Here is a 23881-nt window from a genome sequence, read left to right as displayed (position 1 = left end):
AAACAGCCATTTTCATTGCGAGGCTCTCTTTTTCGTTGTGGTGATTGAATATGCTTGTTTTAGCCAGTATCACCAAAAAACGTCGGCGTGACGCCTACCAGGATTGGCTGGTCGCAAATCAACATGTTCGCTGAGCATGCTGCTGGATTTAGCGCATATCTTTTGCGCCTATCCGACACTGATCCATGGTTATTGGTGGAGAAGCAAGGACGCATCGATGCGTGCTCTATGAACCATTCGAAAGCCGGGCCGCATGAAAAGCGTCCTGCTCGGCGCCGTGACCTTCATCGTGCAGGCCGCATTCGTCCCTTCCACGGATCTGACACGCCGCCCGACGCCAAGGCGACTTCGAGATGGTCATTCCGATATCCTATGACTGGAGAGTGGCTTCCACGTCGCCGTGGAGCGTCATTCGCGTAAGAGAGGTCGCAGCACCAATTTGAGAGGTTGACGGCCGAGTTCTCTTGCCGATAATCCAAGTCGTCGAGGTTCTCCGGTTTCCGTTTGATCCGGAGCTAAGAGGGAAGCCGGTGCCAATGCCGGCGCTGCCCCCGCAACTGTGAGCGGCGAGCCACTGTCCAACAGAGTCACTGAAGCCCGCGCGGCTTCGGGAAGGCCGGACAGCGGCAACGACCCGCGAGCCAGGAGACCTGCCCCGACAATATATTCATCCACGGGCGGGGTGTCCCGGTGGTGCGCCAAGCAGCCGTCGCTCGGGCGACTTCTCCTGCCTGCGTCCGCCATGGCCTTTGCCCCCAACATGGGGTTAGCGCTATGTCTCTTCTCTCACTTCCGGTCGCCACGCTCGGAACGCCGCGCATCGGTCCAAGACGCGAGCTCAAACTCGCGCTCGAAGGCTATTGGGCCGGAAGAATGAGCGAACAGCAGTTGCTCGAGGACGCAGCCGGCCTGCGTGCCGCCAACTGGGCACGCCAGAAGTCCCTCGGCGTCACCGTCATTCCGTCAAACGACTTCTCGCTGTACGATCAGGTGCTCGACACCAGTGTCATGGTCGGCGCCATTCCGGAAGTCTACGCCTCGAAAGCCGAGCCCGTTTCCCTCAAGACGTATTTCGCCATGGCACGCGGTTCACAATACGACAGCCGGGGCGCGAGTTGCGGACACGGATCTCGCTGCGATGGCGCGCCCGCGCAGGAGATGACCAAGTGGTTCGACACCAACTACCACTACATGGTCCCGGAATTTCACCGCGGACAGACTTTCAGGCTGTCCTCTCGCAAGCCTATCGAGGAGTATGAGGAAGCCAAGGCCCTTGGCTTTCAGACTCGCCCTGTCCTGATCGGCCCGGTCACATTTCTAAAGCTGGGCAAGAGTGCTGATCCTGCGTTCCAGCCACTGTCACTATTGGATGACCTGATACCGGTCTATATCGAGGTTCTGCAGGAATTGACCAAACGCGGGGCAAATTGGGTTCAGTTCGACGAGCCCTGCCTGGTTCTTGATCTGGATGAGGGGGCAAAAAAATCCTTGCTACATGCCTATGACCGGCTCGCCAAGGAAGGGCCGGCCATCAAGATCATGGTCGCCAGCTATTTCGGCAGCCTCGGCGACAATCTTCCCACCGCCTTGCGCCTACCTGTCGCCGGGCTGCACGTCGATCTGGTTCGAGCGCCAGCGTTATTGGACCAGATCATTACCGCCGGGCGAGGTGACCAGGTCGTGTCACTCGGCGCGATAGACGGCCGCAATGTGTGGCGGACGAATTTGTCGGCACTGCGCCAGCGGCTCGATCCCGCTATCGCGAAGCTCGGCAAGGATCGCATACAAATCGCCCCATCCTGTTCGCTGCTTCACGTGCCGGTCGATGTTGAACTCGAGACGGAGCTCGCTTCAGACGTCAAGAGTTGGCTTGCATTCTCCGTTCAGAAGATTCGCGAGCTTGCGACCTTGGCGCGGGCTCTCGCGGGTGATCAGAAGGTTTCGGACGTCCTTGCGGAATCGGAGCGCGTCACCACAAGCCGTAGGACTTCGCCAAAGATCCGAGATGCCAGTGTCGCGGCCCGCATGCGAGCGGTCAACCAGACCACGCGCCGGCGCGCCAGTGCATTTGCCAGTCGTGCCGAGATCCAACGCAAGCGCTTCAAACTACCGGCGTTTCCTACCACCACGATCGGATCGTTTCCGCAGACTGCAGAGGTCCGTAATGCCCGCGCAGCACACGCGCGAGGCGCGATGAGCGACGGGCAATACGACAAGTTCCTCAAGGAAGAGACGGCGCGTGCCGTACGTTGGCAGGAGGACATTGGTCTGGACGTGCTCGTGCACGGCGAGTTCGAGCGCAATGACATGGTGCAGTACTTCGGCGAACAACTCGCCGGCTTCGCATTTACCAAAAACGGCTGGGTACAATCCTATGGCTCGCGCTGTGTCCGGCCGCCGATCTTGTTTGGCGACGTCTCACGGCCGAAGCCGATCACCGTGAATTGGTGGCGGTACGCGCAATCACTAACCAAGAAGCCGATGAAGGCGATGTTGACCGGACCAGCGACGATCTTGAACTGGTCGTTTGTTCGCGATGATATTCCTCGAGCTGAGGTCTGTCGTCAAATTGCGCTCGCGATCCGGGACGAAGTCGGCGATCTCGAAAATGCTGGTGCGGCCATGATCCAGATCGACGAGGCTGCACTGCGCGAAGGATTGCCACCGCGTCGATCGGAGTGGACGGCTTATCTCGAGTGGGCCGGGGATTGCTTCCGCATCTGCTCATCGGGCGTCGCCGATCAAACCCAGATCCATACCCACATGTGCTACTCGGAATTCAACGACATCATCGATGCGATTGCTGCAATGGACGCCGATGTCATCTCGATCGAGACGTCGCGCTCGAAAATGGAGCTGCTCGACGCGTTCCGGAACTACAAATATCCGAATCAAATCGGGCCAGGTGTGTACGATATCCATTCTCCGCGCGTGCCCGGGACGGGCGAGATGAAAGAGCTCGTGGCTTTGGCTCGACAGCGGCTGCAGGATTCGCAACTCTGGGTCAATCCGGACTGCGGCCTGAAGACGCGCAAATGGGAGGAGGTTCGCCCGGCGCTGGTCAACATGGTCTCCGCCGCCCGCGAACTACGCGCTGCATCCGCTCCAGCCGACCGTTGATCTGGGCCTGGTCTTTCGTCGAGAAGGCCGACCGCCTGTCAGCGATTTGCGGGCTCGATGATCGTGAGAGGCCTTGGTGATCGAAAAAAGCCCGGCCGCTTTTGGCGGCCGGGCGGAAGTGTGTCCGGGAGGAGCGACGCTGCTCGGCAACGTGCCGACTTCCATCGGCGGAAGGAGGACAGCCGATGGTTCGATTACGGCGAGGACATCCGCCGAAATCTGACCCCAGTTAAGGCGCAAGCTCAGCCTAGCTCAATCATGCCCTGGTATGCGGCCGATATAGCCTGGGATTAGAAATCTACACCAAGGTTTGTCGCTGATGAGGACTTTCGCAGCGCGTTGCAGGGCTGAGCAATGTGGGGCGGTAGAGCCGGGCGATCATGGACGGGCGCCAAGCGCACGTTGGTACGCTTTTCTGCCGGAAACGGTCGGCTCGATCCACGGGACCATACGAAACCGCGGATCGCAAGAATCTCATAGTCGTGACCAATGCAATGAGCGGCTTGCCATTGATCTGGCTTCAGGTCGTCATTGGTCTAGTCTAGTTTTGGTTCCAACCTCTGTTGGAAATCTTGTGCGGCTCGACGCAGAGGGGCCGGCGAGCGGGGACGCCAATCAGCGTGCTCTTCAGCGCGGCGATTAGCATAAGCCAGTTGGGTGATGTCGCGTTCGGATCTGAAGCGGCTCGGTTCGGCTTAGTCGGCTTAGACTGCTAGACTATGTGTAGTCCCGGTCCGAGTAAGGTGAGCGTCGAAGATCGATGCGACGCTCCGGGCCAGGAACTCTGCGCCACCGGCTACGGAAAGCCGGCCATCATCCATCACCACGACGCCATCGGCGATAAGGCCGTCGAGACGAGAACGATCGACGACGGCCAAGCTCGGATCCCGGCCATAACGACGGGATGTCTCGGAAAGATCGACTGTCAAATCGCACATGATTCGTTCGATGATCTCGGCGTGGAAGCGATCGTCGTCGGTCAGTAGATAGCCCCTTGCGACGGCCAGCCGATCCTCGCTGATGCGAGCGAGGTAGTCCTTTATCGAGACGGCGTTCGCGACAAAACCCTGTTGCATACGGCCGATGGCGCTGGCGCCCAGACCAATCAGGGTGTCCGCGCTATCGTCAGTATAGCCCTGGAAATTGCGCCTCAACCTGCCTTCCTGCCTCGCCAGGGCGAGATTGTCGTCCGGCAGGGCGAAGTGGTCGATTCCGATGCGGACATATCCCGCATCAACCAAAGCTTCCGCGATCGTTTCAAATTGGACGTGGCGCGTGACGCTGTCGGGCAGGGCGGACTCATCGATCTTACGTTGATGCTTCTTGAAGGAAGGAATGTGCGCGTAGCCAAAGGCCGAAAACCGGTCCGGATGAAGCTCGAGGCATTTGGCGACGGTATCCAGACACGAAGCGACCGTCTGCCGGGGCAGCCCATAGAGCAGGTCGAAATTGATACGGTCGACGCCGGCGCGGCGCAACCGATCGACCGAGGTCGCAGTTTGTCCGAAGCTCTGCCGACGGTTGATGCCCCGCTGAACAACTGGATCGAAGCTCTGGACACCAAGGCTCGCCCGGTTGACCCCGCAATAGCCTAGCGCCTCGGCCATCGGCTCGCTCAACATGCGTGGATCGATCTCTACGGCAATCTCGGCATCGGGCAGGACGGCGAATGAATGGCGCAACGAACCGACCAGATCAGCGAACGTTTCAGGTGTCATGATCGTTGGGGTCCCGCCCCCGAAATGGATATGAGAGATCGGTTGCCGTCGGCCAACGGTTTCTGCAACGAGGTAAGTTTCGGTCCGCAGTCCCGCTGCATAGATTGAGATCGGCTCCTGGCGTTTCGTGACCGATGTGTGGCAGGCACAATACCAGCACATGCGTCGACAAAACGGCACGTGCACGTAGATCGAGGCGGATTGCTGGGCGCCCAACGACTTGAGCCACGTTTGATAGTCGGATTCGCAAATCGAAGCTGAGAAATGAGGGGCCGTCGGATAGCTGGTATAGCGCGGCAGGCGGTGCTGCCCGTAGGATTGTGCCAGGTCCGGTCGCATTCGGAATGCCTTTCTTCCCTCTCCAACCGATTACCGGACACGCGGCGGATGGGCTTTGCGCTGGCTCAAAATATCCGCGTTGTTGATGGCCATAGCGGCCCTCAAGCCGAAATTGGTAGGGCATGCCCGCAACGTATGTATCGGACTTTGGATCGCGATGAAGGTCCTGCCCTGTTCCGGGCATGAAGAGGTGAGCAGTGCCGCAATGATCGATCGCAGTCGGTCGGCGGACGTAAGGGGCACTCATATCACGTAATATGAGTGGGGTGCAGGTCGAGCCGTACTGCCAATTGCCCCGCGACGCTCACGTTACGGGACCGGCCGGACCCCGGCCGTGCTGATTGCGAAGGGACGGGCTGAAAGCGATCATCGGGCGCGGTCCTGGCCGCGCGCAGCGTACGCGCCAGAAAGATTGTCATCTTCATTTCAACAAGATGAGCATGACCTCTACGTCCCGTCGCGATATACCAGTGATCAATTACGGTCCATCGGCTTTGGCGCCTCTGGCGGCTTGCCGGCCATTGCAGACGAAAACGCGACCGAACTCCGTTCGGCTTCAGCTTCCTGCTCCAATTCCAGAATATGCGCTCTTAGTGCATCGGAAGTCGCTTCTGCTGTCTCGCTGAACAGCAGATCCCCATCATCAGTGCGGGCGGAAGCGATTTCCGTCCAATCCTCAGTCGATAGAGCCTTGACGGCGGCGGGGAAGAAATCTCGTTCTTCCCACATCATGTGGTGCCGTTCCCGCAGTATAAAGTCGCGTACGACGTTGCCGACGTCTTGCCGAAGGATTTCACGATCCGCGAGGATACCATCGATAGCTCGAGCGAAATGGTGCAGACGGTCGATGACTTCCCGGTGTTCATGCGCGAGATCGCCGATGATTGCAGCCGCATCCGGATCGCGAGTTCTGAGCTTGGAGAAAATCAGGTCTTCCTGAGGATGATGGTACACCTCGGGGTATACTTCGAAGTAGCTGATAATCGCGCGAATGACCTCATAGTCAGGACGGGCCCCTTGCTCAAAAATCTCCAATTCACGTTGGAGGGCGACCAGAAGTAGGTCAATATTGCGATGCTCTCGAAGCAAAAGATCGATGATCATGCGTGCTCCAGCATGTAAGCGAGCGATCCTGCCATCTGTGCGCGGTCGCCCAAGCCGATGTTCGGGTGTCCTCCACGCGCTGCGATTTGTCGGCGCTGTTCGGTGCACGGACGCCGCGCATTTCACAGCGCTTCTTGAGCTTAGCCCAAGTTCTGCGCAACGCCGCTCGGCAATTTGTCGTTACGTAGCTCGATTCGGCGCGAGGTCGGCAGGGCGATCACGCCGTTCTGCTCGAGTTGAGTGAGGGTGCGCGAGACCGTTTCGATCGTCAAGCCAAGGTAGTCGGCAACATCCTGCCGTGACATGGGCAGTTCGATCGCTGCGTTCTTCGTAGCGCGGCGAGACATATCGAGTAGGAATGCCACGACCCGCTGTTCAGCGCTGCTGATCAGGAGCATCAGATGCTCCTGAAAGCGGCGGAGCTCAAGCGCCATCGCGTCCCAGAGCTGCCTTGTGAGCTCGCTCTCGTGGCTGGCGCGAACAATGAGGGTGCTGCGCTTCACCATTAAAAGGTGCGTCTCACAGACCGCCTCCGCCGAAGCGATATGGCTGTCTCCGGCCTCAAAGCCGAAGATGTCACCGGGCAGATAAAACGCACCAATCTGACGACGTCCATCTTCCATAATCTTGTAGGTTCGTACAGCACCCGATACCACCTGATATAGGTATTCAGCTACTTCGTCTTCGCCGTAGATCTCGCTATTGCGAGCGAACCGCATCGGGGTCGCAACCATACCAAACGGTCCATAGGTACGAGATTGCCTGCACAAGACGCTGCTCGGATGATGGCTGATCTCGTGAATACTCGCGGCCTGAGCGTACATGGCGGACTCGATCTTCCAAATGTCGATGGAGCGCAGACTGGCCGCTTCTAATGAACTGGAAAACTTGGATGTTTCCCCTAAGTAGAACCCACTAAGTATTTATACGTAAGCCGTGAGAAGGATTCTCGATGGGGGCGGCGCAACCTTTCGGTAGCTCGAATGCGGCTCAAAGCCGACCAGCCGCGTTTGGATGAGACGCCGCCTGCCGGCTTGCCGGTCGTTCGGCCTGAAGCTGAGCTCGGGCATCGCCGGATGGGCGGTGACCAGATCGTCCCGCTCGTCTAGACCGGCAGCGTACTGCAATGTTCGAAAACCGCGGCGCATGTTCAGCGGTTTTCGCCTCGCCTCGTCGATAAAGCGACGGCGGGGGCGCGAAAGCCAGGACGGACGGCACTCCTGTTCTCCAGATCGGCGGGCGGCTGGTGCCTCGCCCTGCGCCGATCGACTGGGTTCGAGGCGCATCCGGCGGCATATCGCATCTACAATTCCTGCCTTCAGTGCGACATCAAAACCGGAATGACGTTTGCACGAAGCAGGTCTCCCGAAATGCCACCAAGCAGCCTTTCCTGCAGTCGACAGTGGCCGTATCCGCCCATCACCAGCAGGTCGAGGCTTTCGTCCGCCACAAGCGACAGGAGGGCGCGGTGTACCGACTGGGATGGTGGGAGCGACACGATCTTTGCCGGAAGGCCCGACCTTGCAAGATACTGTCCCAAATGGTCGGCGGAACTTTCCGCCGGGACCTTGTGCGCAGCAGTCGTCGCGATGATGGTCAGGGCGTCCGCTTCGCGCAGCAGCGGCATCGCGTCGTGCAACGCGCGGGCCGCAAGGCGGCTGCCGTCCCAGCAAATCCCGATTCGCCGGGCCAAAAAAGCGCCGCGGATGACGCTTGGCAGGTACAGAACTGGCTTGCCGGCCCGGAGCAGGATCTCCTTGGGAATAACGTTGTCATAGCTCTCATATCCGCTCTGGGGCTGCGTGACGATCGTCATGTCGTGCACTCGCGCGCTGGCGCAGATGCTTCGACGCGCATCCACTGGAACTGCGCTGAGCGCGCGGCTCGCATAAGAAATGCCGGCGCTCCTTGCCCGCAGATCAAACACACGAAGTGCCGCTTCGGCTTTCTCCAAAGCACGCGCTTGCTCGATTTCAAAGACCGGAGTGACGGCCACCCCGCTGAGTGCGGCGAGCGGAATAATGGTCCTCTCATAACCGATTGCCACAACATCAAGATGCGCGCCCGTGCTCAGTGCGAAGGAAATCGAACCGTTCACCGTGGCCCGCACCGGGAGCTCCGTGGGAAGATGGACCAATATGTTCCCGAACATTGCCATTCTCCGGGCATGAAAGGATTGCTGTCCATCGGAGCACAAATCTGGCCGGACAATTGATCTGCTTCATACGTTCGCCGATTTGGTTAGGCAGGATCAAACCGGCCACGGACAGTTCGCGCAGAATCCGATGCCACGCTAGAAACCAGCATGGCATGTATTGCATCGGTCATGTCAACCGCGAATGCTGCACGATTCGTGCACAGCGATTTTTGCGGCACAAATCAGGGGATTGGGGCCGGCCGGAGATCGCGGATGCCGTCGATTCCTCACCGTTGCCTGCTCGACATTCACGTCGTCGAAAACAGATGCACTGAGAAGAAGGGCCGGCCAGTATGGAAGATGATGCGTGGCTGGTTCGGCGCGGTTAAGCCGGATACGCCAATACTCAAACGTCTCCAACGGCTGCTGGCACCGGCATGCGCGGACATTGTCGCAGGCGGGGGGCGGGCGCCAGCGCGGACGTGCGCGTGCATCGTTCGCTGGGCTCGTTTGATTTTCGTCATTGCCGGTCTGTGGTCCTGGCCTGTGCTCAAGGCTCCACTGGGCAATGCGTTTCCAGGGCGCTCCACGCTCTCGCGATCGAGGATCATTCCTGGACGAATTCGTCTAGGATCTTTCGAACCACTGTTCGTCGCCTGGACCGCCGCTCGCGACCCTGCTAGAATCCTGCGGTGATCGCGATCCGCATCAACTCGGACATGCTGCGTACGTTGGTCTTGGCCATGAGGTTGGCGCGATAAACCTCGACCGTCCGGGGGCTGATGCCAAGATCATGGGCGATTACCTTGTTGATCTTGCCGGCTAATAGTCCCTGCAGGACGTCACGCTCGCGCGACGAGAGATCCGCAAGTCGCCCTTCTGCCTGCAGTTTCGCTGCGTCATCGGCTGGCTTCGTTGGCCGCGCTTCCAAAGCACCGTTGATGGCACGCAACAGCACCTCATCCTCGAACGGCTTCTCGATAAAATCGACCGCACCCGCTTTCATCGCTTCAACTGCGAGTGATACATCACCATGACCGGTAATCAGGACGACCGGACAGTCGAGGCGATCGGCCTTCAGCTTGCGGACCAGTTCGAGGCCGCTCATGCCTGGCATGCGGATGTCTGATACAACGCAGTCGACCGGACCGCTTGCAAAGTCATTGAGAAACTCGGTCGCGGTCTCGTAGGTTGCTACCCAGAAACCACTAATATCAAGCAGAAACGCCAGCGAATCCCGCATCGCGGCGTCATCGTCGATCACAAGAATGCGCCGCCCGGTCATGCTTCTTCACCGACGTCCGCAAATGGCAACGTGAACTGAAAGATCGTCCCGCCACCCGGATTCGCTTCCGCCACGATGTGGCCGCCATGGGATTCCACGATTGTCCGGCAGATTGATAGTCCAACACCCATGCCGTGCTCCTTCGTCGTGACAAAGGGTTGGAACAGGCGGTCGGCGACGTCAGGGCTGATGCCGGAACCCGTGTCGGCAACGGTAAACCTGGCGAGACCATCGACCTTGCTGACTCCGACGGTCAATTCGCGGCGCGGACAGGAAGCCATCGCCTCGATCGCGTTGCGTATCAGGTTCAGCGCGACTTGCTGGATCTGGATCTTGTCTACGATCATTGACGGCAGATCGCGGTCGCTGCGCATCGTCACCCGCACGCCTTGCTCCTTGGCGCCGAGCAGGGCCAGCGCTACAGCCTCTTCAAGCAGCGTGAGCGGGTTTTCCACAGAATGCTGCGTCTCGCCTTTGGCAACGAATTCCCGCAGGCGCTTGATGATATCGCCGGCACGCAGAGCCTGTTGGACAGCGTGTTCGAGCGCATCACCAATGCGATTAGCGTTCGGCTTGTCTGACGCCAGCAGAGCCTTTGCGCCGCGCATGTAGTTTGTGATGGCGGAGAGCGGTTGGTTGATTTCATGAGCAATAGACGATGCCATCTCACCCATGGCGGTGAGCCGCGACACATGGACGAGTTCAGACTGCAGCTCCTGCAACCGCCGTTCCTGTGCCCGCCGTTCGGTTAGGTCTCGGATGAAGCCGGTGAAGAAGCGTTCGCCGCGCACTTTGGCTTCGCCGACGGCAAGCTCCATCGGAAAGGTCGAGCCGTCGCTTCGCTCGCCGACCACGATGCGACCGATGCCAATGATGCGCCGCTCGCCGGTGGTCAGATAACGTTTAATGTAGCGGTCATGCTCGGCCCGGTAGGGCTGCGGCATCAACTTGGATACATTCTTTCCAACCACTTCGTCCGGCAACCAGCCAAATAAACGCACTGCCGCGGCGCTGAACGAGCGAATGAGACCCTTCTCGTCAATTTCGATCATGGCTTCCGGTACGGTGTCCAGGATCGACTGCAGATGGGCTTGCCGATACCGCGCCTGCTCCGATTCCTGCCGCAGCCGGTCGCCCATGAAGCCAAGCATGGGGCCAAGTACCGCAAATACGGCAATATCGATCATGTTTGCCGAAACGGTGATGACGCTTTTCCCAAGAAATGCCGCGCTGATGACGAGGCAGAGCAGGGTAGCGAAGCTCGCCGGTCCGCGGCCGCCGGCAAAAGCGGCAAAAACGACCGCCGGAAGGTAGATGATCGTAAATGAGCGGTCCTCGAGATACGGATTGAGCGCCGCGCGGAGCACGAGGGCGAGCGCGGCAGCTGCCGCGGCAGTGCCATAGCGATACCAGATGTGGTCGGACATATTTTCCGGCAGACCCTCTCATTCGATCGATCCTATAGCCATCGCTATTTGAACCAAATGCGCCAGTGCGTGGGCTGCACAGCGACGTGTTCCCCGGTCTTCGCCTTGATCCAGCCGCCGAAGATGCGGCGGCAAGGGAAGACCAGCCGATGAATGGTATTACCCTCGATCACGCCAATCTCAAGGTCCCGATCGAAGGGCGCCGTCTCGATCCGCTCCCACGTCACGTTGCCATTAGATACTGGACGGTATTCATCGCCGCCGACTGACAAATTCAAGCAACCTTTCAGACAGTACGAACCACATCGCTTGTTCGCCCCGCGACCTGGTTCAGCCTAATACTGCGCGGGCGGCGCGCGGTCTCGATTGCGGCAGTCGCCGCCTCGGATCTGTCGGCGGAGGCATCGTCGAACCCATCGTGCTGGGTCATGGCCCTCACCAACCCAAATATCGGGATTGATGCTACCTAGCCGCCTTCGGTCGAACTGATCCCGACCTGCTCAAGCCTTCTCCGCTTGGTCCTGATCGGGTTTTTGCAGAAATTGACTGGACCGCGGCCCACAATTGGTCCCGCCGCCGAGCAAGTTGCGCCGGGGCCTGTCATGTCGAACATCCTTTGTTGGTGGGACGTCTCCTTGTTACGGCGTCAGTCGTGGGGCGGATGGGCTAGCTGCGCTCGGCCCCGAGCATCGGGCCAGTCTGCGGATCGGGGACGTGGACACCATCGCAAGCGACGCAGCTTACCGGGTGCAGGTCGTTGGCCTGGCTCGACTGCGGAGTTCGGCAGCAGTCCTTGAAGCCGGTCGCCCGTATTTGGGCACGAAAAGATGATGGGGCGCCAAGTCTTTCTGTGAGCCATGTGTCTGACCTCGGCTGCAGATCGTTTTTATCGGTCGGCCGCCGCTGAAGTATTGATCCAGGTCAAAAAAGCGATGCGCGTCTAGAATGCCCGGCGGCGTACGGCCGCCGCGAGCGGGACAGGGGCCCACACATGTTCCAGTTCAGGTGATTCGCTCGCGTCGCGCCTCGGTCCCGACAAACCCTGGATGCGGCCGGGTTGATGGAGATCAAAATACAGGCCGAGCAATCATGCGAATGTTGAGGCGCACCGGACGCGCATCGGACCATGACAACAAGTGTCATCAATGATGCGCGAGGTGCAAAGGAGATCCCTTAGTGATTGCTCGCCTCGCATTGTCGGTGGCCTTGCCGGCGCTGATCGCAGCCATCGGCTTTGGCGCGGAAGCCCTGAACCTTGGCCTTATCGAAACCTTGTCTGCTGCGGGTCTGATCATCGGCTTTGTCATTGCGGCGGCAGGGTGGGCCGTCAGGCGCGAAATGGGGGCGATTCGCCCCATTTGTTCACGATCACGGGGGCGCAGGTCTGGCCGACGATAGCGCCGGGCCGCCGGCACTCGTCAGGCCAGTCTCTGTGACGGTGCTTGGCCAATTACTTTGGATGCTGCTTGAGGCAAATCAAATACTCTCCCGGCGCGAATGGCAGAATAGACAGGGATGAGCCAACCCAGCGCAAGAGGGTAGTCATGCCTTCATTTAACGTTCGCTTCATTAAGACCGTTTGTGACGATACCGGCCACGAGCATCGTGCCTGTCAGGCAGCGTTCGAGGTCGATGCCGCATCGCTGAGTGCTGCTGCACAGCAGGCGGAGACCGATTTCTGCAGGCAAAAAGGTGTCCGCGATTGGACCATTTTCGCCGATGCGATGGAGCTTCGAACCCCGCCTGCGTTGCCCCCGGCATGGGGCGGCTAGCCTGAGTTCGGCCAGCACGGGTCCTTGCAAAGTTTCATGGCAGTGGTCAATCCGCGAGTTCAAGCGCGATCTCGTAAAGCATCGCTCCGAGCATCGATTCGAAAGTGCTCGCGATGCTGTCGCCAATGCGGCAGGCGTGCTGTTGCCCGCAACACGAAATCGGCCTCGCCGCAGTCTCGCCGGCTAGTGGTTCAGCCGGCTCGCTGCGGCTTTCCGCCGAACATCGCCCGGGCAGGACGATCCGGATCGAACGATTTTCTCTTACATTGGTCTTATTTGATGCAGGTCAAAAACAAACCTGCCTCCAGCAGCTATGGCTGCTTCGAGGGACATGACACATGGTCAGCCAACCTGCAAATATCGGTCGTCCTTGGCGGTTTAGGAATTTGCTCAGCCGATTACGAGCGAGCCTGTCTCGGACGTCCGAGCTGGCTTACTTGAGCCCGCAGGACATCGATGCGATCGCGCGTGAGCTTAATCTGTCTACATCCGCTTTCCGAACCCTGGCGCAAGGTCCGGGCTCTCCCGAACTATTGAGCAAGCGCCTCGCGCTTGCCGGCTTTTCCGAGCATGCGCTTGCCGCCCGCCATGGCGACGTATTGCGCGATCTGCAGCGAGTATGCGGCCTATGTCAGGCCAAAGTCCGTTGTGCCGCCAACCTCCAAACAGGGAAGTATCGAAATCCGCTGAAAGACTGCCCCAACGAACAAACCCTGCGCGCGCTCGGTCGTGAGGTCGACGACGGCCTCCCGCAGCGCTTTTGCGATTGATGAACTCAATCGCCTAGCTCGCCGGAAATAATTCCCCAAGCATCCCGCTTTCAAAGAAGGCCAAGCCATGACAAGCCCATCCCCTGCCTCGAAATCGATGACGATGGGTGAAGCAGGCCTGATGTCGGTATTTGCAGTTTCTGCCTACGTCTTCTTTTTCGCCGGAGCGATGGGGCACGATTCTGCGTTTACGTTCCACGCATTGCTGGCTTCCGCCGCCAGTCTGACCGCTGCAGGCGTCATCCTCAATCGCTACTATGAACGGCCGGCGCAATTACCGCCGGCGCAGATCAATGGCCGACCGAACTACAATCTCGGTCCGATCAAATTCGCCTCGGTGCTGGCGATGTTCTGGGGCATTGCGGGCTTTTCCATCGGTCTGCTGATCGCCTCGCAACTTGCCTGGCCGGCACTGAATTTTGATTTGCCCTGGGCGAGCTTCGGTCGGCTTCGGCCGTTGCATACATCGGCTGTGATCTTTGCGTTCGGCGGAAACGTGCTCATCGCGACCTCGTTCTATGTCGTTCAGAAGACCTGCCGCACCCGCCTGGCTGGCGATCTTGCGCCATGGTTTGTGGTCGTTGGCTATAATTTTTTCATTCTGATCGCAGGCACCGGCTATCTGTTCGGTGTCACCCAGTCGAAGGAATATGCCGAGCCGGAGTGGTACGCCGATTTCTGGCTCACCACCGTCTGGATCACTTATCTCATTGTGTTCGTGGCGACGCTGTTGAAACGGAAGGAGCCGCACATCTTCGTCGCCAACTGGTTCTATCTCGCCTTTATCGTCACCATTGCAGTGCTCCACCTTGGCAACAATCCCGCATTACCGGTATCGGTGTTCGGCTCGAAATCCTACATTGCCTGGGGTGGCGTGCAGGATGCCATGTTTCAGTGGTGGTACGGCCATAACGCGGTTGGCTTCTTCCTGACCGCTGGCTTCCTGGCGATCATGTACTACTTCATTCCGAAAAGAGCTGAACGCCCGGTCTACTCCTACCGTCTCTCGATCATCCACTTCTGGGCGCTGATCTTCCTCTACATCTGGGCCGGACCACACCATCTACACTACACGGCGCTGCCGGACTGGACGCAGACGCTCGGCATGACGTTCTCGATCATGCTGTGGATGCCCTCATGGGGCGGCATGATCAACGGCCTGATGACGCTCTCAGGCGCCTGGGACAAGCTCCGCACCGACCCGGTACTTCGTATGCTCGTGGTCTCGGTTGCCTTTTACGGCATGGCGACATTTGAAGGTCCCACCATGGCAATCAAGGTCGTCAACTCGCTCAGCCATTACACGGATTGGACGGTCGGCCATGTGCATTCGGGCGCGCTGGGCTGGGTTGGCTTCGTATCATTCGGCGCGCTGTATTGTCTGATTCCCTGGCTTTGGAATCGCCAGCTGTATAGCCTCAAGCTCGTCAACTGGCACTTCTGGATCGCCACGATCGGCATCGTGCTCTACATCTCCGCGATGTGGGTGTCCGGCATCCTGCAGGGGCTGATGTGGCGCGCCTATACGTCGCTCGGTTTCCTCGAGTACTCGTTCATCGAGTCGGTCGAGGCCATGCATCCCTTCTACATCATCCGTGCCGCGGGTGGCGCACTGTTCCTGATCGGTGCGCTGATCATGGCGGCCAATCTCTGGATGACGGTGAATGCCCAGCAAGCCGATCAAATCCAGGACGCTAGAGCGCTCCAGGTCGCGGAATAGGTCATCGCATGTCGCTCTGGAACCGACACAAGATCTTTGAGAAGAACTCGATCATCTTGATCGCTGGCATCCTTGCCGTGATAGCGGTCGGTGGCTTGGTCGAGATCACGCCATTGTTCTACCTCAAGAGCACGATCGAGGCGGTGGACGGTGTGCGGCCGTATACGCCGCTCGAGCTCGCCGGCCGCAACATCTACGTACGTGAGGGGTGCTATCTCTGTCACTCGCAGATGATCCGGCCGTTACGCGACGAGGTCGAGCGCTACGGGCATTACTCGCTGGCCGCCGAGAGCATGTATGACCATCCGTTTCAATGGGGCTCGAAGCGGACCGGCCCGGACCTCGCACGTGTTGGCGGGAAATATTCCGATGAATGGCACGTTACGCACTTGATCAATCCGCGCGCCATCGTGCCGCAATCGGTGATGCCGGGCTATCCGTCGCTGGCGAACACCGAGCTCGACCTGACCGACATGGTCGCGCATCTGCGTACCAATCGGGCGATCGGCGTCCCCTATACCGAGGACCAGATCAAGAACGCTGTCGCCGACCTGAAGACGCAGCTCGATCCTGACAGCGCGGACGTCGCGTCTTTCCAGAAGCGCTATCCGAAGGCGGCTGTGCGCAATTTCGACGGCACGGCCGGCAATCCGACCGAACTCGATGCGCTCGTCGCCTACCTGCAAATGCTGGGCACATTGATCGATTTCAAGCTCTACGACGAAAAAGCCAATCTGCGCTGAAGGATCCTCTGATGAAAGCCGTCATTTCCATCGAGAACCTGGCATCTAGCTTCGTCGTGACGCTCTGGACGCCGCTGTTCATCGGCATCTTCATAGCCATCGTCGTTTACGCGCTGTGGCCCCGCAACAAGAGGCTTTTTGATACTGCGGCGCGCATGCCGCTGCGCCGGGACTGACAGATCATGACCGAGCACAACGACATCGATTACATCTCGGGCCGCTCCACGACGGGCCACGAATGGGATGGAATAAAGGAACTCAACACGCCGCTGCCGCGCTGGTGGATTCTGTGCTTCTACGCCACGATCCTTTGGGCGGTGGGGTACTGGATGGTTTATCCGGCCTGGCCGCTCCTCTCAAGCTACACGACCGGCGTGTTTGATTATTCGACCCGAGCCAACGTCGTCAACGACCTTGCAGGGCTCGAGAAGCTGCGCGGCGACAAGATGGCCGTGCTGGGCAAAGCGTCGCTTACCGAGATCGAGAAGGATCCGGCCTTACTGGGATTGGCCCGCGCGCGCGGCAAGACGGTGTTCGCGGACAATTGCGCGCCATGCCATGGGAGCGGCGGCGCGGGTGCCAAGGGGTATCCGAATCTCAATGACGATGACTGGTTGTGGGGCGGATCGCTCGACCAGATTCTGCAGACCATCCAATTCGGCGCACGGTCCGGGCATGCCCAGGCGCATGAGGGACAAATGCTGGCCTTTGGCCGCGACGGCATCCTCACGAAAACCGAGATTGTCACCGTAGCGAACTACGTGCGATCGCTGTCAGGCCTGACCACGGCAGCCAAGTTCGACCCCGCGGCCGGCACGAGGATCTTTGCCGAGAATTGCGCGGTCTGTCATGGCGAGAACGCCAAAGGCAATCAGGCACTCGGCGCACCGAATCTGACTGACCGGATTTGGCTGTACGGCTCGGACGAGGAGACGCTGGTCGAGACCATCAGCTATGGCCGCGCCGGCATCATGCCGGCTTGGAGCGGGCGGCTCGATCCCATCACAGTCAGGGCACTTGCCGTCTATGTGCATTCGCTCGGCGGCGGACAATAGGCGAGATGCGCCGCAAAACCTGCGCGCCGTTGACCCAGGATCAACGCGAGCCATCCACGCCCGATGTAAGGTCGGTCATGAAGCCCGCCGTAAACAAGTCGCTCGATGAGCCGGTGATCGACGAGGATGGACCCCTCTATGCAGCCCATAGGAAGGTTTATCCGCAGAGCGTCCGCGGTTCTTTCCGCACGATCAAATGGTGGCTGATGGTGCTGTGTCTGGGCATCTACTATCTGCTGCCCTTCGTGCGTTGGGATCGTGGCCTCGGCGCTCCCGACCAGGCGGTGTTGCTCGATTTTCCAAACCGGCGGTTCTACTTCTTCTTCATCGAACTGTGGCCGCAAGAGCTCTATTACTTCACCGGTTTGCTCGTGCTTGCTGCCATGGTATTGTTCCTGATGAATGCGCTGGGCGGGCGGATTTGGTGCGGTTATCTCTGCCCGCAGACGGTCTGGACCGACCTGTTCTATGCCGTTGAGCGCCGGGTCGAGGGCGACCGCCGCGAGCAGCTGAAGGCCGCTGCACGCCCAATGACAGCATGGCGCGCGACAAAGCGCGTGTTGAAGCACGCAATCTGGTTGATCATTGCTTGGTGGACCGGTGGCGCCTGGGTGCTCTACTTCGCCGACGCGCCGACCTTGGTGCACGATCTGGCAACGTTCCAAGCGCCCGCAATCGCCTATATCTGGATTGGGATCCTGACGGCTTCGACGTATCTGCTGGCTGGCTACATGCGCGAGCAGGTTTGCGTTTATATGTGCCCGTGGCCGCGCATCCAGGCCGCGCTCACCGACGAATGGGCCCTTAATGTCACTTACAAACACGACCGCGGCGAGCAGCGCTGCTCATTGAAGAAATCATTCGATCTGCGCGCGCGTGGCGATAGGGTCGGAGAGTGCATCGACTGTTATCAATGCGCGGCGGTCTGCCCGACCGGGATCGATATACGCAACGGCGCCCAGCTGGGCTGCATCCAGTGCGGGCTGTGCATCGACGCCTGCGATGCCGTCATGAAGAAGATCGGGCGCAAAAGCGGCCTGATCGGTTACGACAACGATATCAATATCCGCCGGCGGATGCACGGCAAGCCGGAACTGTTCAAGCCGGTACGCCCGCGCACGCTCGTTTATGCCTCCTTGATCACGGTCATCTGCGCGGTGATGGTTTATGGGTTGTTGTCGAGAACGCTGCTCGATCTCAGCGTTCTGCATGATCGTAATCCCATGGCTGTCAGGCTCAGCGATGGATCGATTCGCAACGGCTATACCGTGCGTTTGCTCAACAAGCGCGACTTCGATCGGGTGATCGCGATCGACATCGATGGCCCGCCCAAGACGTCCGTCCACGTCGTCGGCGCCGATCCGGTGACCGTGGATCGGCCGATGATCGTCCTGGCTCGCGATACGACGACTGAACTGCGTGTGCTGCTGACAGCGCCGGTTGACGGCATGTCCGAACACTCGATGCCGGTGAGGTTTCGGGTCACCGACCTTGGCCTCGGTGAGGTCGCCTCGGCAACGGATCATTTCGTTCTCCCCTGACGATCACTGACGGGATGTGACCATGAGCGCATCAAATCGAGTCACGCGGCCCATCACCGGACGCTTCGTCCTGATCGCCATTCTCGCGTTCTTTTCGGTCGTGATTGGCGCCAATCTGGTCATGATGCGCTTTGCCATCATGACGCTGCCGGGGACGGAGGTTGACAGCGCCTATCGTGCGAGCCTCGCCTATCAGCGAGAGATCATCGCGGCACGGCAGCAGAACGAACGAAACTGGCAGGTGCAGGTATATATCCACCGTCAGTCGGATGGTGAAGCTGTGCTTGCGATCGAGGCGCGCGACCGCCTAGGTGCGCCTCTCGCCGGAATGAATTTCGTGGCCCGCCTCGAACGCCCGGTCGACCGCCGGGCCGATCGGGCGATTGATGTCTCCCAGGCCAATGTTGGAATCTACCGCGGCAGCGCCTCACGCGTCGCTGTCGGGCAGTGGGATCTTGTGATCGAGGGCGACGATGACGGCCGCCGCATGTTTCTGTCGAAGAACCGCATCGTTTTGAACTGAGAGCGTACGCACATGCAGTCCGACGTCGATTTTTCTCACTTTCTGAAGAGGACGGGCTCGGGCCGCCTCCAACTCGACCTTGCGGTGGAGGGGATCAGTTGCGCGGGCTGCATGGGCAAGATCGAGCGCAATCTGTCGAGCATTCCGGACGTGACCTCGGCACGCGTGAACCTCACCGATAATCGGCTGGCGCTCGAATGGAAGGCGGGAGCGCTCGATCCAGCGTTATTTGTCGAGCGGCTCGCCGAGTTAGGCTATAGGGCATATCCGTTCCAGCGGGACAATGCGGAGACGCTGGAGGCGGAGAGGGCGCAGAGCTTGCTGCGGCGGCTGGGCGTCGCCGCCTTTGCCGCGATGAACGTGATGATGCTGTCGATCCCGGTATGGTTCGGAAATGTCTCGGACATGCTGCCTGAACAGCGCGACTTCTTTCATTGGCTCTCCGCGCTGATCGTCCTACCGGCCGCGGCTTATTGTGCGCAACCATTCTTCTCTTCCGCCGTTGCCGCGCTGCGGGCGCGCGGAACCAATATGGACGTTCCGATCAGCATCGGCATCCTGCTCGCCCTGGCGACGTCGGTAATCGAGACCATCGCTCATGCCGAGCACGCCTATTTCGATGCGGCAATCATGTTGACCGCCTTTCTGCTCGCAGGTCGCTATCTTGACCAGAACATGAGGCGGCGCACCCGCGCCTACGCCGGCAACCTTGCAGCACTCAAGGCGGAGACTGCGGCGAAGTTCATTAGCCCGACCGAGATCAGAACCGTTCCGGTGGCGGCGATCAAGCCGGGGGACATCGTGCTGGTGCGCCCCGGCGAATGCTGTACCGTCGACGGCAACGTGATCGAGGGACGCTCCGAGGTCGATCAAAGCCTTATTACCGGCGAGACCTTGCCGGCGATCGCGACGCCCGGCAGCGCGGTGTTTGCCGGCACATTGGTACGATCGGGCACCCTGCGCGTCCGTGCGGCGGCGGCCTCCGACGGCACACTGCTTGCTGAGATTTCCAGGCTGCTCGATCATGCCCTGCAAGCGCGCTCGCGCTATCTGCGCCTCGCCGAGCGCGCGTCGCGGCTCTATGCTCCGATCGTTCACATAACGGCCTTCCTGACCATGCTGGGTTGGATTGCCTCTGGCGCCACTTTTCATGATTCGGTGGTCACGGCGATCGCAGTCTTGATCATCACCTGCCCCTGCGCGCTCGGTCTGGCTATCCCCGCAGTGCAGACGGTGGCCGCCGGCGCACTGTTCCGTTCCGGTGTGCTGCTCAATGCCGGGGATGCAATCGAGCGTATCGCCGAGGTGGATCGGGTGATCTTCGACAAAACCGGGACGCTGACGCTGCCTGAACTCGATGTCGCCAATCTCGCCGGCATTCCTGAAGATGTCGTCAGATTGGCGGGCCGGCTGGCGCTGTCGAGCCGCCATCCGGTCGCCGCCGCCCTGGCGCGTGCTGCCGGCGCAAGCGAGCCGCTGGCCGATATCGAAGAGGAGCCGGGGCGGGGCGTCCGCGGTTACTATGAGGGCGCGCCGATCCGGCTAGGCCACCCCTCGTTCTGCGGCGCTGACAGCCGCGCTAACGAGATCCTGTGTCATGATCCCGAAGCCTCCGTCGTCGCGTTCAGCCACGGCGAGGCGAGGCATGTCTTTGCCATCAGGCAAAGGATGCGGCCGGACGCGGTCGAGGTCGTGACAAGCCTCGCGCGCCTTGGCATCATGGTGGAGATCGTTTCCGGGGATCGCGAGCCAGCTGTTCGGCGGGCGGCCGAGACGCTTGGCATTCACACGTGGCGGGCTAACGTCTCGCCGACGGACAAGGTCGCCCGGGTCGAAGATCTGACGAGCAGGGGATACAAGGTGCTGATGGTCGGCGACGGCTTGAACGACGCGCCCGCGCTCGCAGCAGCCCATGCCTCGATGTCGCCTGTCACCGCCACCCATATGAGCCAGGCGGTCGCTGATGCGGTCTTCCTCGGTGAGCATCTCGGGCCCGTGTTGATGGCAATCATTGCCTCGCGCGAGGCGCTGCGGCTGATGCGGCAGAATCTCTGTCTTGCCGTCGTCTACAACGTCCTGGCCGTGCCCGTTGCGATCGCCGGCCTGGTGACGCCGCTGATTGCCGCCGCGGCGATGTCATGCTCGTCGGTACTGGTCATGCTTAATGCGCTGCGGGCGCGAAGGAGCGAGGCCCTCTGATGGAAGTCCTGATCTATCTGGTTCCGCTTGCCCTTTCACTCGGCTTCCTCGGCCTGCTTGGCTTTCTGTGGTCGCTGAAGAGCGGCCAGTATGACGATCTCGACGGCGCGGCCTGGCGCGCCGTCGCCGATGAGGGGCCCGATGAGTCCACGGTGCCGGTCCAAATAGTGCCAACGGACCAGCGTATATGTGGAAGCGGGCGTCGACGCGAGTGCTAGCTCGCCCGTCCATGCGCTCTACCGCCCCAACTGCGGGGACAGGCGAAAGTCGGACAGTTTGCAGCCTGTTGATGGCGGCAACGCGCTGTGATCAGCAACGGCTGCTCAGTAGCCCGCTCGCCATCGATGATGCCAGCGTGTCTGACCCACGATAGCTGCATAATCTGGGCTTCAGCCTTCGAGCATGACACCCATCAGCTGCAGCCTCATCGATCATGACAGTTTCGATCGCTATCAACCGGGCTGGCGATGTCGCGTGATCCGGCACGGTCGAACCGGCCGGGCGGGGTGCGCGATGGATACCGCCGGTCGCTGTACCTCACCGCCGATATGACGGGAGTGACCTGGCTCAATGAGGCAACGGCTCCGGTCGAAACGATCAAGCTTCAGCTTCGTCCCTCGGGGCGAATATGCATGTATGACATAGAAGACGATTTGGACGAAAAGCGGCGATTGAAGGCTAAAAGCGTCGGCCGTTGATCTTGACGTCGGCCGAAGCGCTACTTTCCAGGAGAACATCGCGAAGGCCGAAGCAACGGTGGTTTGCCGCTCCTTCGGCAAAAAGGTGAATGCTGCTCATACGAAAAGATTCTGCCCTTCCGATACGTTGAGCCGAGTCCGGGCGACGGACATCAAGCCGAGATGCGATCTGGTCGCCTGGCTCATTCCAAACGAGGCTCTGACGGCTAGACGACGTCGCAATGCGCCAAGCGTGGTAGGGGCAACCATAGTATGAGAGCGCGACGGTGTCTGCCGAATTCAATGCCTGATCCCTCTGAGCTGGATACAAATCTCGAACCTGCCTGGAGTTCTCTGGCTAAGCGCATTCGCTTTTTCATGGTGTTTCAAAGACTTGTAACAACCTGCTTAGTTTCAACAACGATGTGTCAATTAGGAGACTGGATTCGCCAATCCGTGGCCAAGTCTCTCGATACGAAAACCTCCACGAAACGAACAACGGCTATTGTCTTGGGAACACATGACAGAGCTTGCAGCTTTGCGCGAGTTCTATGATTGCCTCCTTTTTACGGTCGTCGCTGTGAAAAAACTATGTTAGAAGCCGCTCCTCTCAGAAGGAGCATTCATAGTGAAAAAAGCAACCAAGAAACGCGTTAAGCGGCGCGAGTGGACTAAGGCAGACATCAAAGAACTCAAGGTCCATTCAAAGGCTCGGACCCCGGTCACAAAAATATCAAAAATGACCAAACGCTCTGTCGGTGCGCTGCGCCAGAAGGCCTTACATCTGGGAATCGGACTGGGACATCAGCGGTAGCTTATTTGGGCTGCGCTGTTGATTGGTCCAGTAGGGCGGCTCCCGGGCCGCCCTTATTGGCTGTTGGATTGTGTCGCAACAGGACTCGAACTCTGCCTGGCCCTGCATCGGCGGCCGTATGAGCGCGGTGATTTCTGGTTCAATGGTTCGGCCCAACTGTTGAGCAACCAACTTCGAGCCAGGCTAATTTCCTATCGATTTCAGCGCTGCAATTGTTGCTGCTGCCCGAGAACGTAGCATTGTCGGACCTTTATAAGGTGAGGTGATCGAATCCAGCGGACTCAGTGAGTACAGCCTACATTCCTGGTACGACGAACGTCTGGTCTGCTTCTCGGCGTGTACCTGCCAGAGGACTGGCCGCTTGGTTCTGCGGCCGATCAGCTTTGATGAGGTCCCGGACTCCTCAGCTGGCTGATCAGAGCAGAGCTTGTCGCCACGACGTCACGGTCGGTGACCTCGACAAGGAGCTCCTCCAACACAGGCAGAGCGTGTGTGTCCGCGATCGTCGGCGCGTCAAAGATCTTCGAAGGTTCGAGCGACGATCGATTTGCAGATAAAGATGGGCCACGTGCTGCTTGGAGCTCGGGGATGGCGGAGCGGCCTCGCGCATCCGGTATCTTCGATGAGATTTCTGGAAAGCGCTTCCTGGCTATATCTCGGCAAAAAGCTGGTGACTCGCTAAGTCACATGAGCCTGCAGATCTACGCCAGCTCTGCGCGATTTGCTTAAGCGCGAGATTCAGCTCCCGCCACATCGAGGTCTGTACGGAGGACGCGCCCGAAACCGCGCGAGAATGTTCAGCTTTCGTCAGGGTTCAGCTCGCAGCTGCCTGGTTGTTACTGCGATGGGCCCCTTGGCTGACCAGGTTGAGAAGGTCGTCGTTCTGGCCTGAGAGTGGATTCTGCAAAATCAAGGACGCGGCGCAGTTATGCTATTG

General features: G+C 59.6%; 20 protein-coding genes and 1 riboswitch. Of the genes, 13 read left to right on the top strand and 7 right to left on the bottom strand.

Features of this window, described 5'->3' with window-relative positions:
• Positions 1 to 469 precede the first annotated feature (469 nt).
• Positions 470 to 672: riboswitch (cobalamin riboswitch) on the top strand.
• 102 nt (positions 673 to 774) lie between these two features.
• On the top strand, positions 775 to 3120 hold the full coding sequence (metE, locus tag CI41S_RS15200) for a 5-methyltetrahydropteroyltriglutamate--homocysteine S-methyltransferase (RefSeq protein WP_139860103.1): 2346 nt from the start codon (positions 775 to 777) through the stop codon (positions 3118 to 3120).
• Between the two features lie 704 nt (positions 3121 to 3824).
• On the opposite strand, the gene hemN is transcribed toward metE, so the two are convergent.
• The 7 genes from hemN to CI41S_RS15165 all read right to left on the bottom strand — a co-directional run bounded on the left by hemN (position 3825) and on the right by CI41S_RS15165 (position 11408).
• Positions 3825 to 5177 (bottom strand): oxygen-independent coproporphyrinogen III oxidase, encoded by a 1353-nt coding sequence (gene hemN / locus CI41S_RS15195; protein WP_139860101.1) that lies wholly within the window; start codon positions 5175 to 5177, stop codon positions 3825 to 3827.
• Between the two features lie 474 nt (positions 5178 to 5651).
• Entirely contained in the window at positions 5652 to 6281 is a 630-nt protein-coding gene (locus CI41S_RS15190) for a hemerythrin domain-containing protein (RefSeq protein WP_139481479.1), read from the bottom strand.
• A gap of 140 nt (positions 6282 to 6421) precedes the next feature.
• Positions 6422 to 7105 (bottom strand): helix-turn-helix domain-containing protein, encoded by a 684-nt coding sequence (locus CI41S_RS15185; protein ID WP_244626526.1) that lies wholly within the window; start codon positions 7103 to 7105, stop codon positions 6422 to 6424.
• 494 nt (positions 7106 to 7599) lie between these two features.
• Entirely contained in the window at positions 7600 to 8433 is an 834-nt protein-coding gene (locus CI41S_RS15180; protein ID WP_139481478.1) for a universal stress protein, read from the bottom strand.
• Between the two features lie 664 nt (positions 8434 to 9097).
• The gene (fixJ, locus tag CI41S_RS15175) at positions 9098 to 9703 is read right to left on the bottom strand and encodes a response regulator FixJ (RefSeq protein ID WP_139481477.1); all 606 of its coding nucleotides are present in this window, start codon (positions 9701 to 9703) and stop codon (positions 9098 to 9100) included.
• Positions 9700 to 11130, bottom strand: coding sequence for a PAS domain S-box protein (locus CI41S_RS15170; RefSeq protein ID WP_139481476.1), 1431 nt, complete (start codon positions 11128 to 11130; stop codon positions 9700 to 9702). Before CI41S_RS15170 ends, fixJ begins: the two co-directional genes overlap by 4 nt.
• 44 nt (positions 11131 to 11174) lie before the next feature.
• Positions 11175 to 11408 (bottom strand): hypothetical protein, encoded by a 234-nt coding sequence (locus CI41S_RS15165; protein WP_244622194.1) that lies wholly within the window; start codon positions 11406 to 11408, stop codon positions 11175 to 11177.
• Between the two features lie 898 nt (positions 11409 to 12306).
• Here CI41S_RS15165 and CI41S_RS15160 point away from each other — a divergent pair.
• From CI41S_RS15160 to CI41S_RS15105, 12 genes are all read left to right on the top strand, one after another.
• A complete protein-coding gene (locus tag CI41S_RS15160) occupies positions 12307 to 12528 on the top strand; it encodes a hypothetical protein (protein WP_139481475.1) in 222 nt (73 codons plus the stop codon).
• 146 nt (positions 12529 to 12674) lie between these two features.
• On the top strand, positions 12675 to 12902 hold the full coding sequence (locus CI41S_RS15155) for a hypothetical protein (RefSeq protein ID WP_139481474.1): 228 nt from the start codon (positions 12675 to 12677) through the stop codon (positions 12900 to 12902).
• A 338-nt stretch (positions 12903 to 13240) separates the two neighbouring features.
• A complete protein-coding gene (locus CI41S_RS15150; RefSeq protein ID WP_139860099.1) occupies positions 13241 to 13672 on the top strand; it encodes a hypothetical protein in 432 nt (143 codons plus the stop codon).
• Positions 13673 to 13739: 67 nt separating this feature from the next.
• The gene (gene ccoN / locus CI41S_RS15145; protein ID WP_139481472.1) at positions 13740 to 15392 is read left to right on the top strand and encodes a cytochrome-c oxidase, cbb3-type subunit I; all 1653 of its coding nucleotides are present in this window, start codon (positions 13740 to 13742) and stop codon (positions 15390 to 15392) included.
• Between the two features lie 8 nt (positions 15393 to 15400).
• Complete coding sequence (gene ccoO, locus CI41S_RS15140; protein WP_139860097.1) at positions 15401 to 16135, top strand: cytochrome-c oxidase, cbb3-type subunit II; 735 nt, start codon at positions 15401 to 15403, stop codon at positions 16133 to 16135.
• Between the two features lie 11 nt (positions 16136 to 16146).
• Positions 16147 to 16311, top strand: a complete 165-nt coding sequence (locus CI41S_RS15135) for a cbb3-type cytochrome c oxidase subunit 3 (RefSeq protein WP_139481470.1) — start codon at positions 16147 to 16149, stop codon at positions 16309 to 16311.
• Positions 16312 to 16317: 6 nt separating this feature from the next.
• Complete coding sequence (ccoP, locus tag CI41S_RS15130; RefSeq protein ID WP_139481469.1) at positions 16318 to 17190, top strand: cytochrome-c oxidase, cbb3-type subunit III; 873 nt, start codon at positions 16318 to 16320, stop codon at positions 17188 to 17190.
• 77 nt (positions 17191 to 17267) lie between these two features.
• Complete coding sequence (gene ccoG, locus CI41S_RS15125) at positions 17268 to 18731, top strand: cytochrome c oxidase accessory protein CcoG (protein WP_139860453.1); 1464 nt, start codon at positions 17268 to 17270, stop codon at positions 18729 to 18731.
• Positions 18732 to 18753: 22 nt separating this feature from the next.
• Positions 18754 to 19254, top strand: coding sequence for a FixH family protein (locus tag CI41S_RS15120; RefSeq protein WP_139860095.1), 501 nt, complete (start codon positions 18754 to 18756; stop codon positions 19252 to 19254).
• Between the two features lie 12 nt (positions 19255 to 19266).
• Entirely contained in the window at positions 19267 to 21453 is a 2187-nt protein-coding gene (locus CI41S_RS15115) for a heavy metal translocating P-type ATPase (protein WP_139860093.1), read from the top strand.
• The gene (gene ccoS, locus CI41S_RS15110; protein WP_139860091.1) at positions 21453 to 21671 is read left to right on the top strand and encodes a cbb3-type cytochrome oxidase assembly protein CcoS; all 219 of its coding nucleotides are present in this window, start codon (positions 21453 to 21455) and stop codon (positions 21669 to 21671) included. Before CI41S_RS15115 ends, ccoS begins: the two co-directional genes overlap by 1 nt.
• A 1087-nt stretch (positions 21672 to 22758) precedes the next feature.
• Positions 22759 to 22944 carry a hypothetical protein gene (locus CI41S_RS15105; protein ID WP_075968370.1) on the top strand — a complete coding sequence of 62 codons (186 nt, stop codon included), beginning with the start codon at positions 22759 to 22761 and terminating at the stop codon, positions 22942 to 22944.
• Positions 22945 to 23881 lie beyond the last annotated feature (937 nt).

This window comes from Bradyrhizobium ivorense, assembly GCF_900696085.1.
Classification (GTDB): Bacteria; Pseudomonadota; Alphaproteobacteria; order Rhizobiales; family Xanthobacteraceae; genus Bradyrhizobium; species Bradyrhizobium ivorense.
The sequence above is the reverse complement of the archived record's forward strand: the minus strand, read 5'-3'. Positions and strand labels throughout refer to the sequence as shown.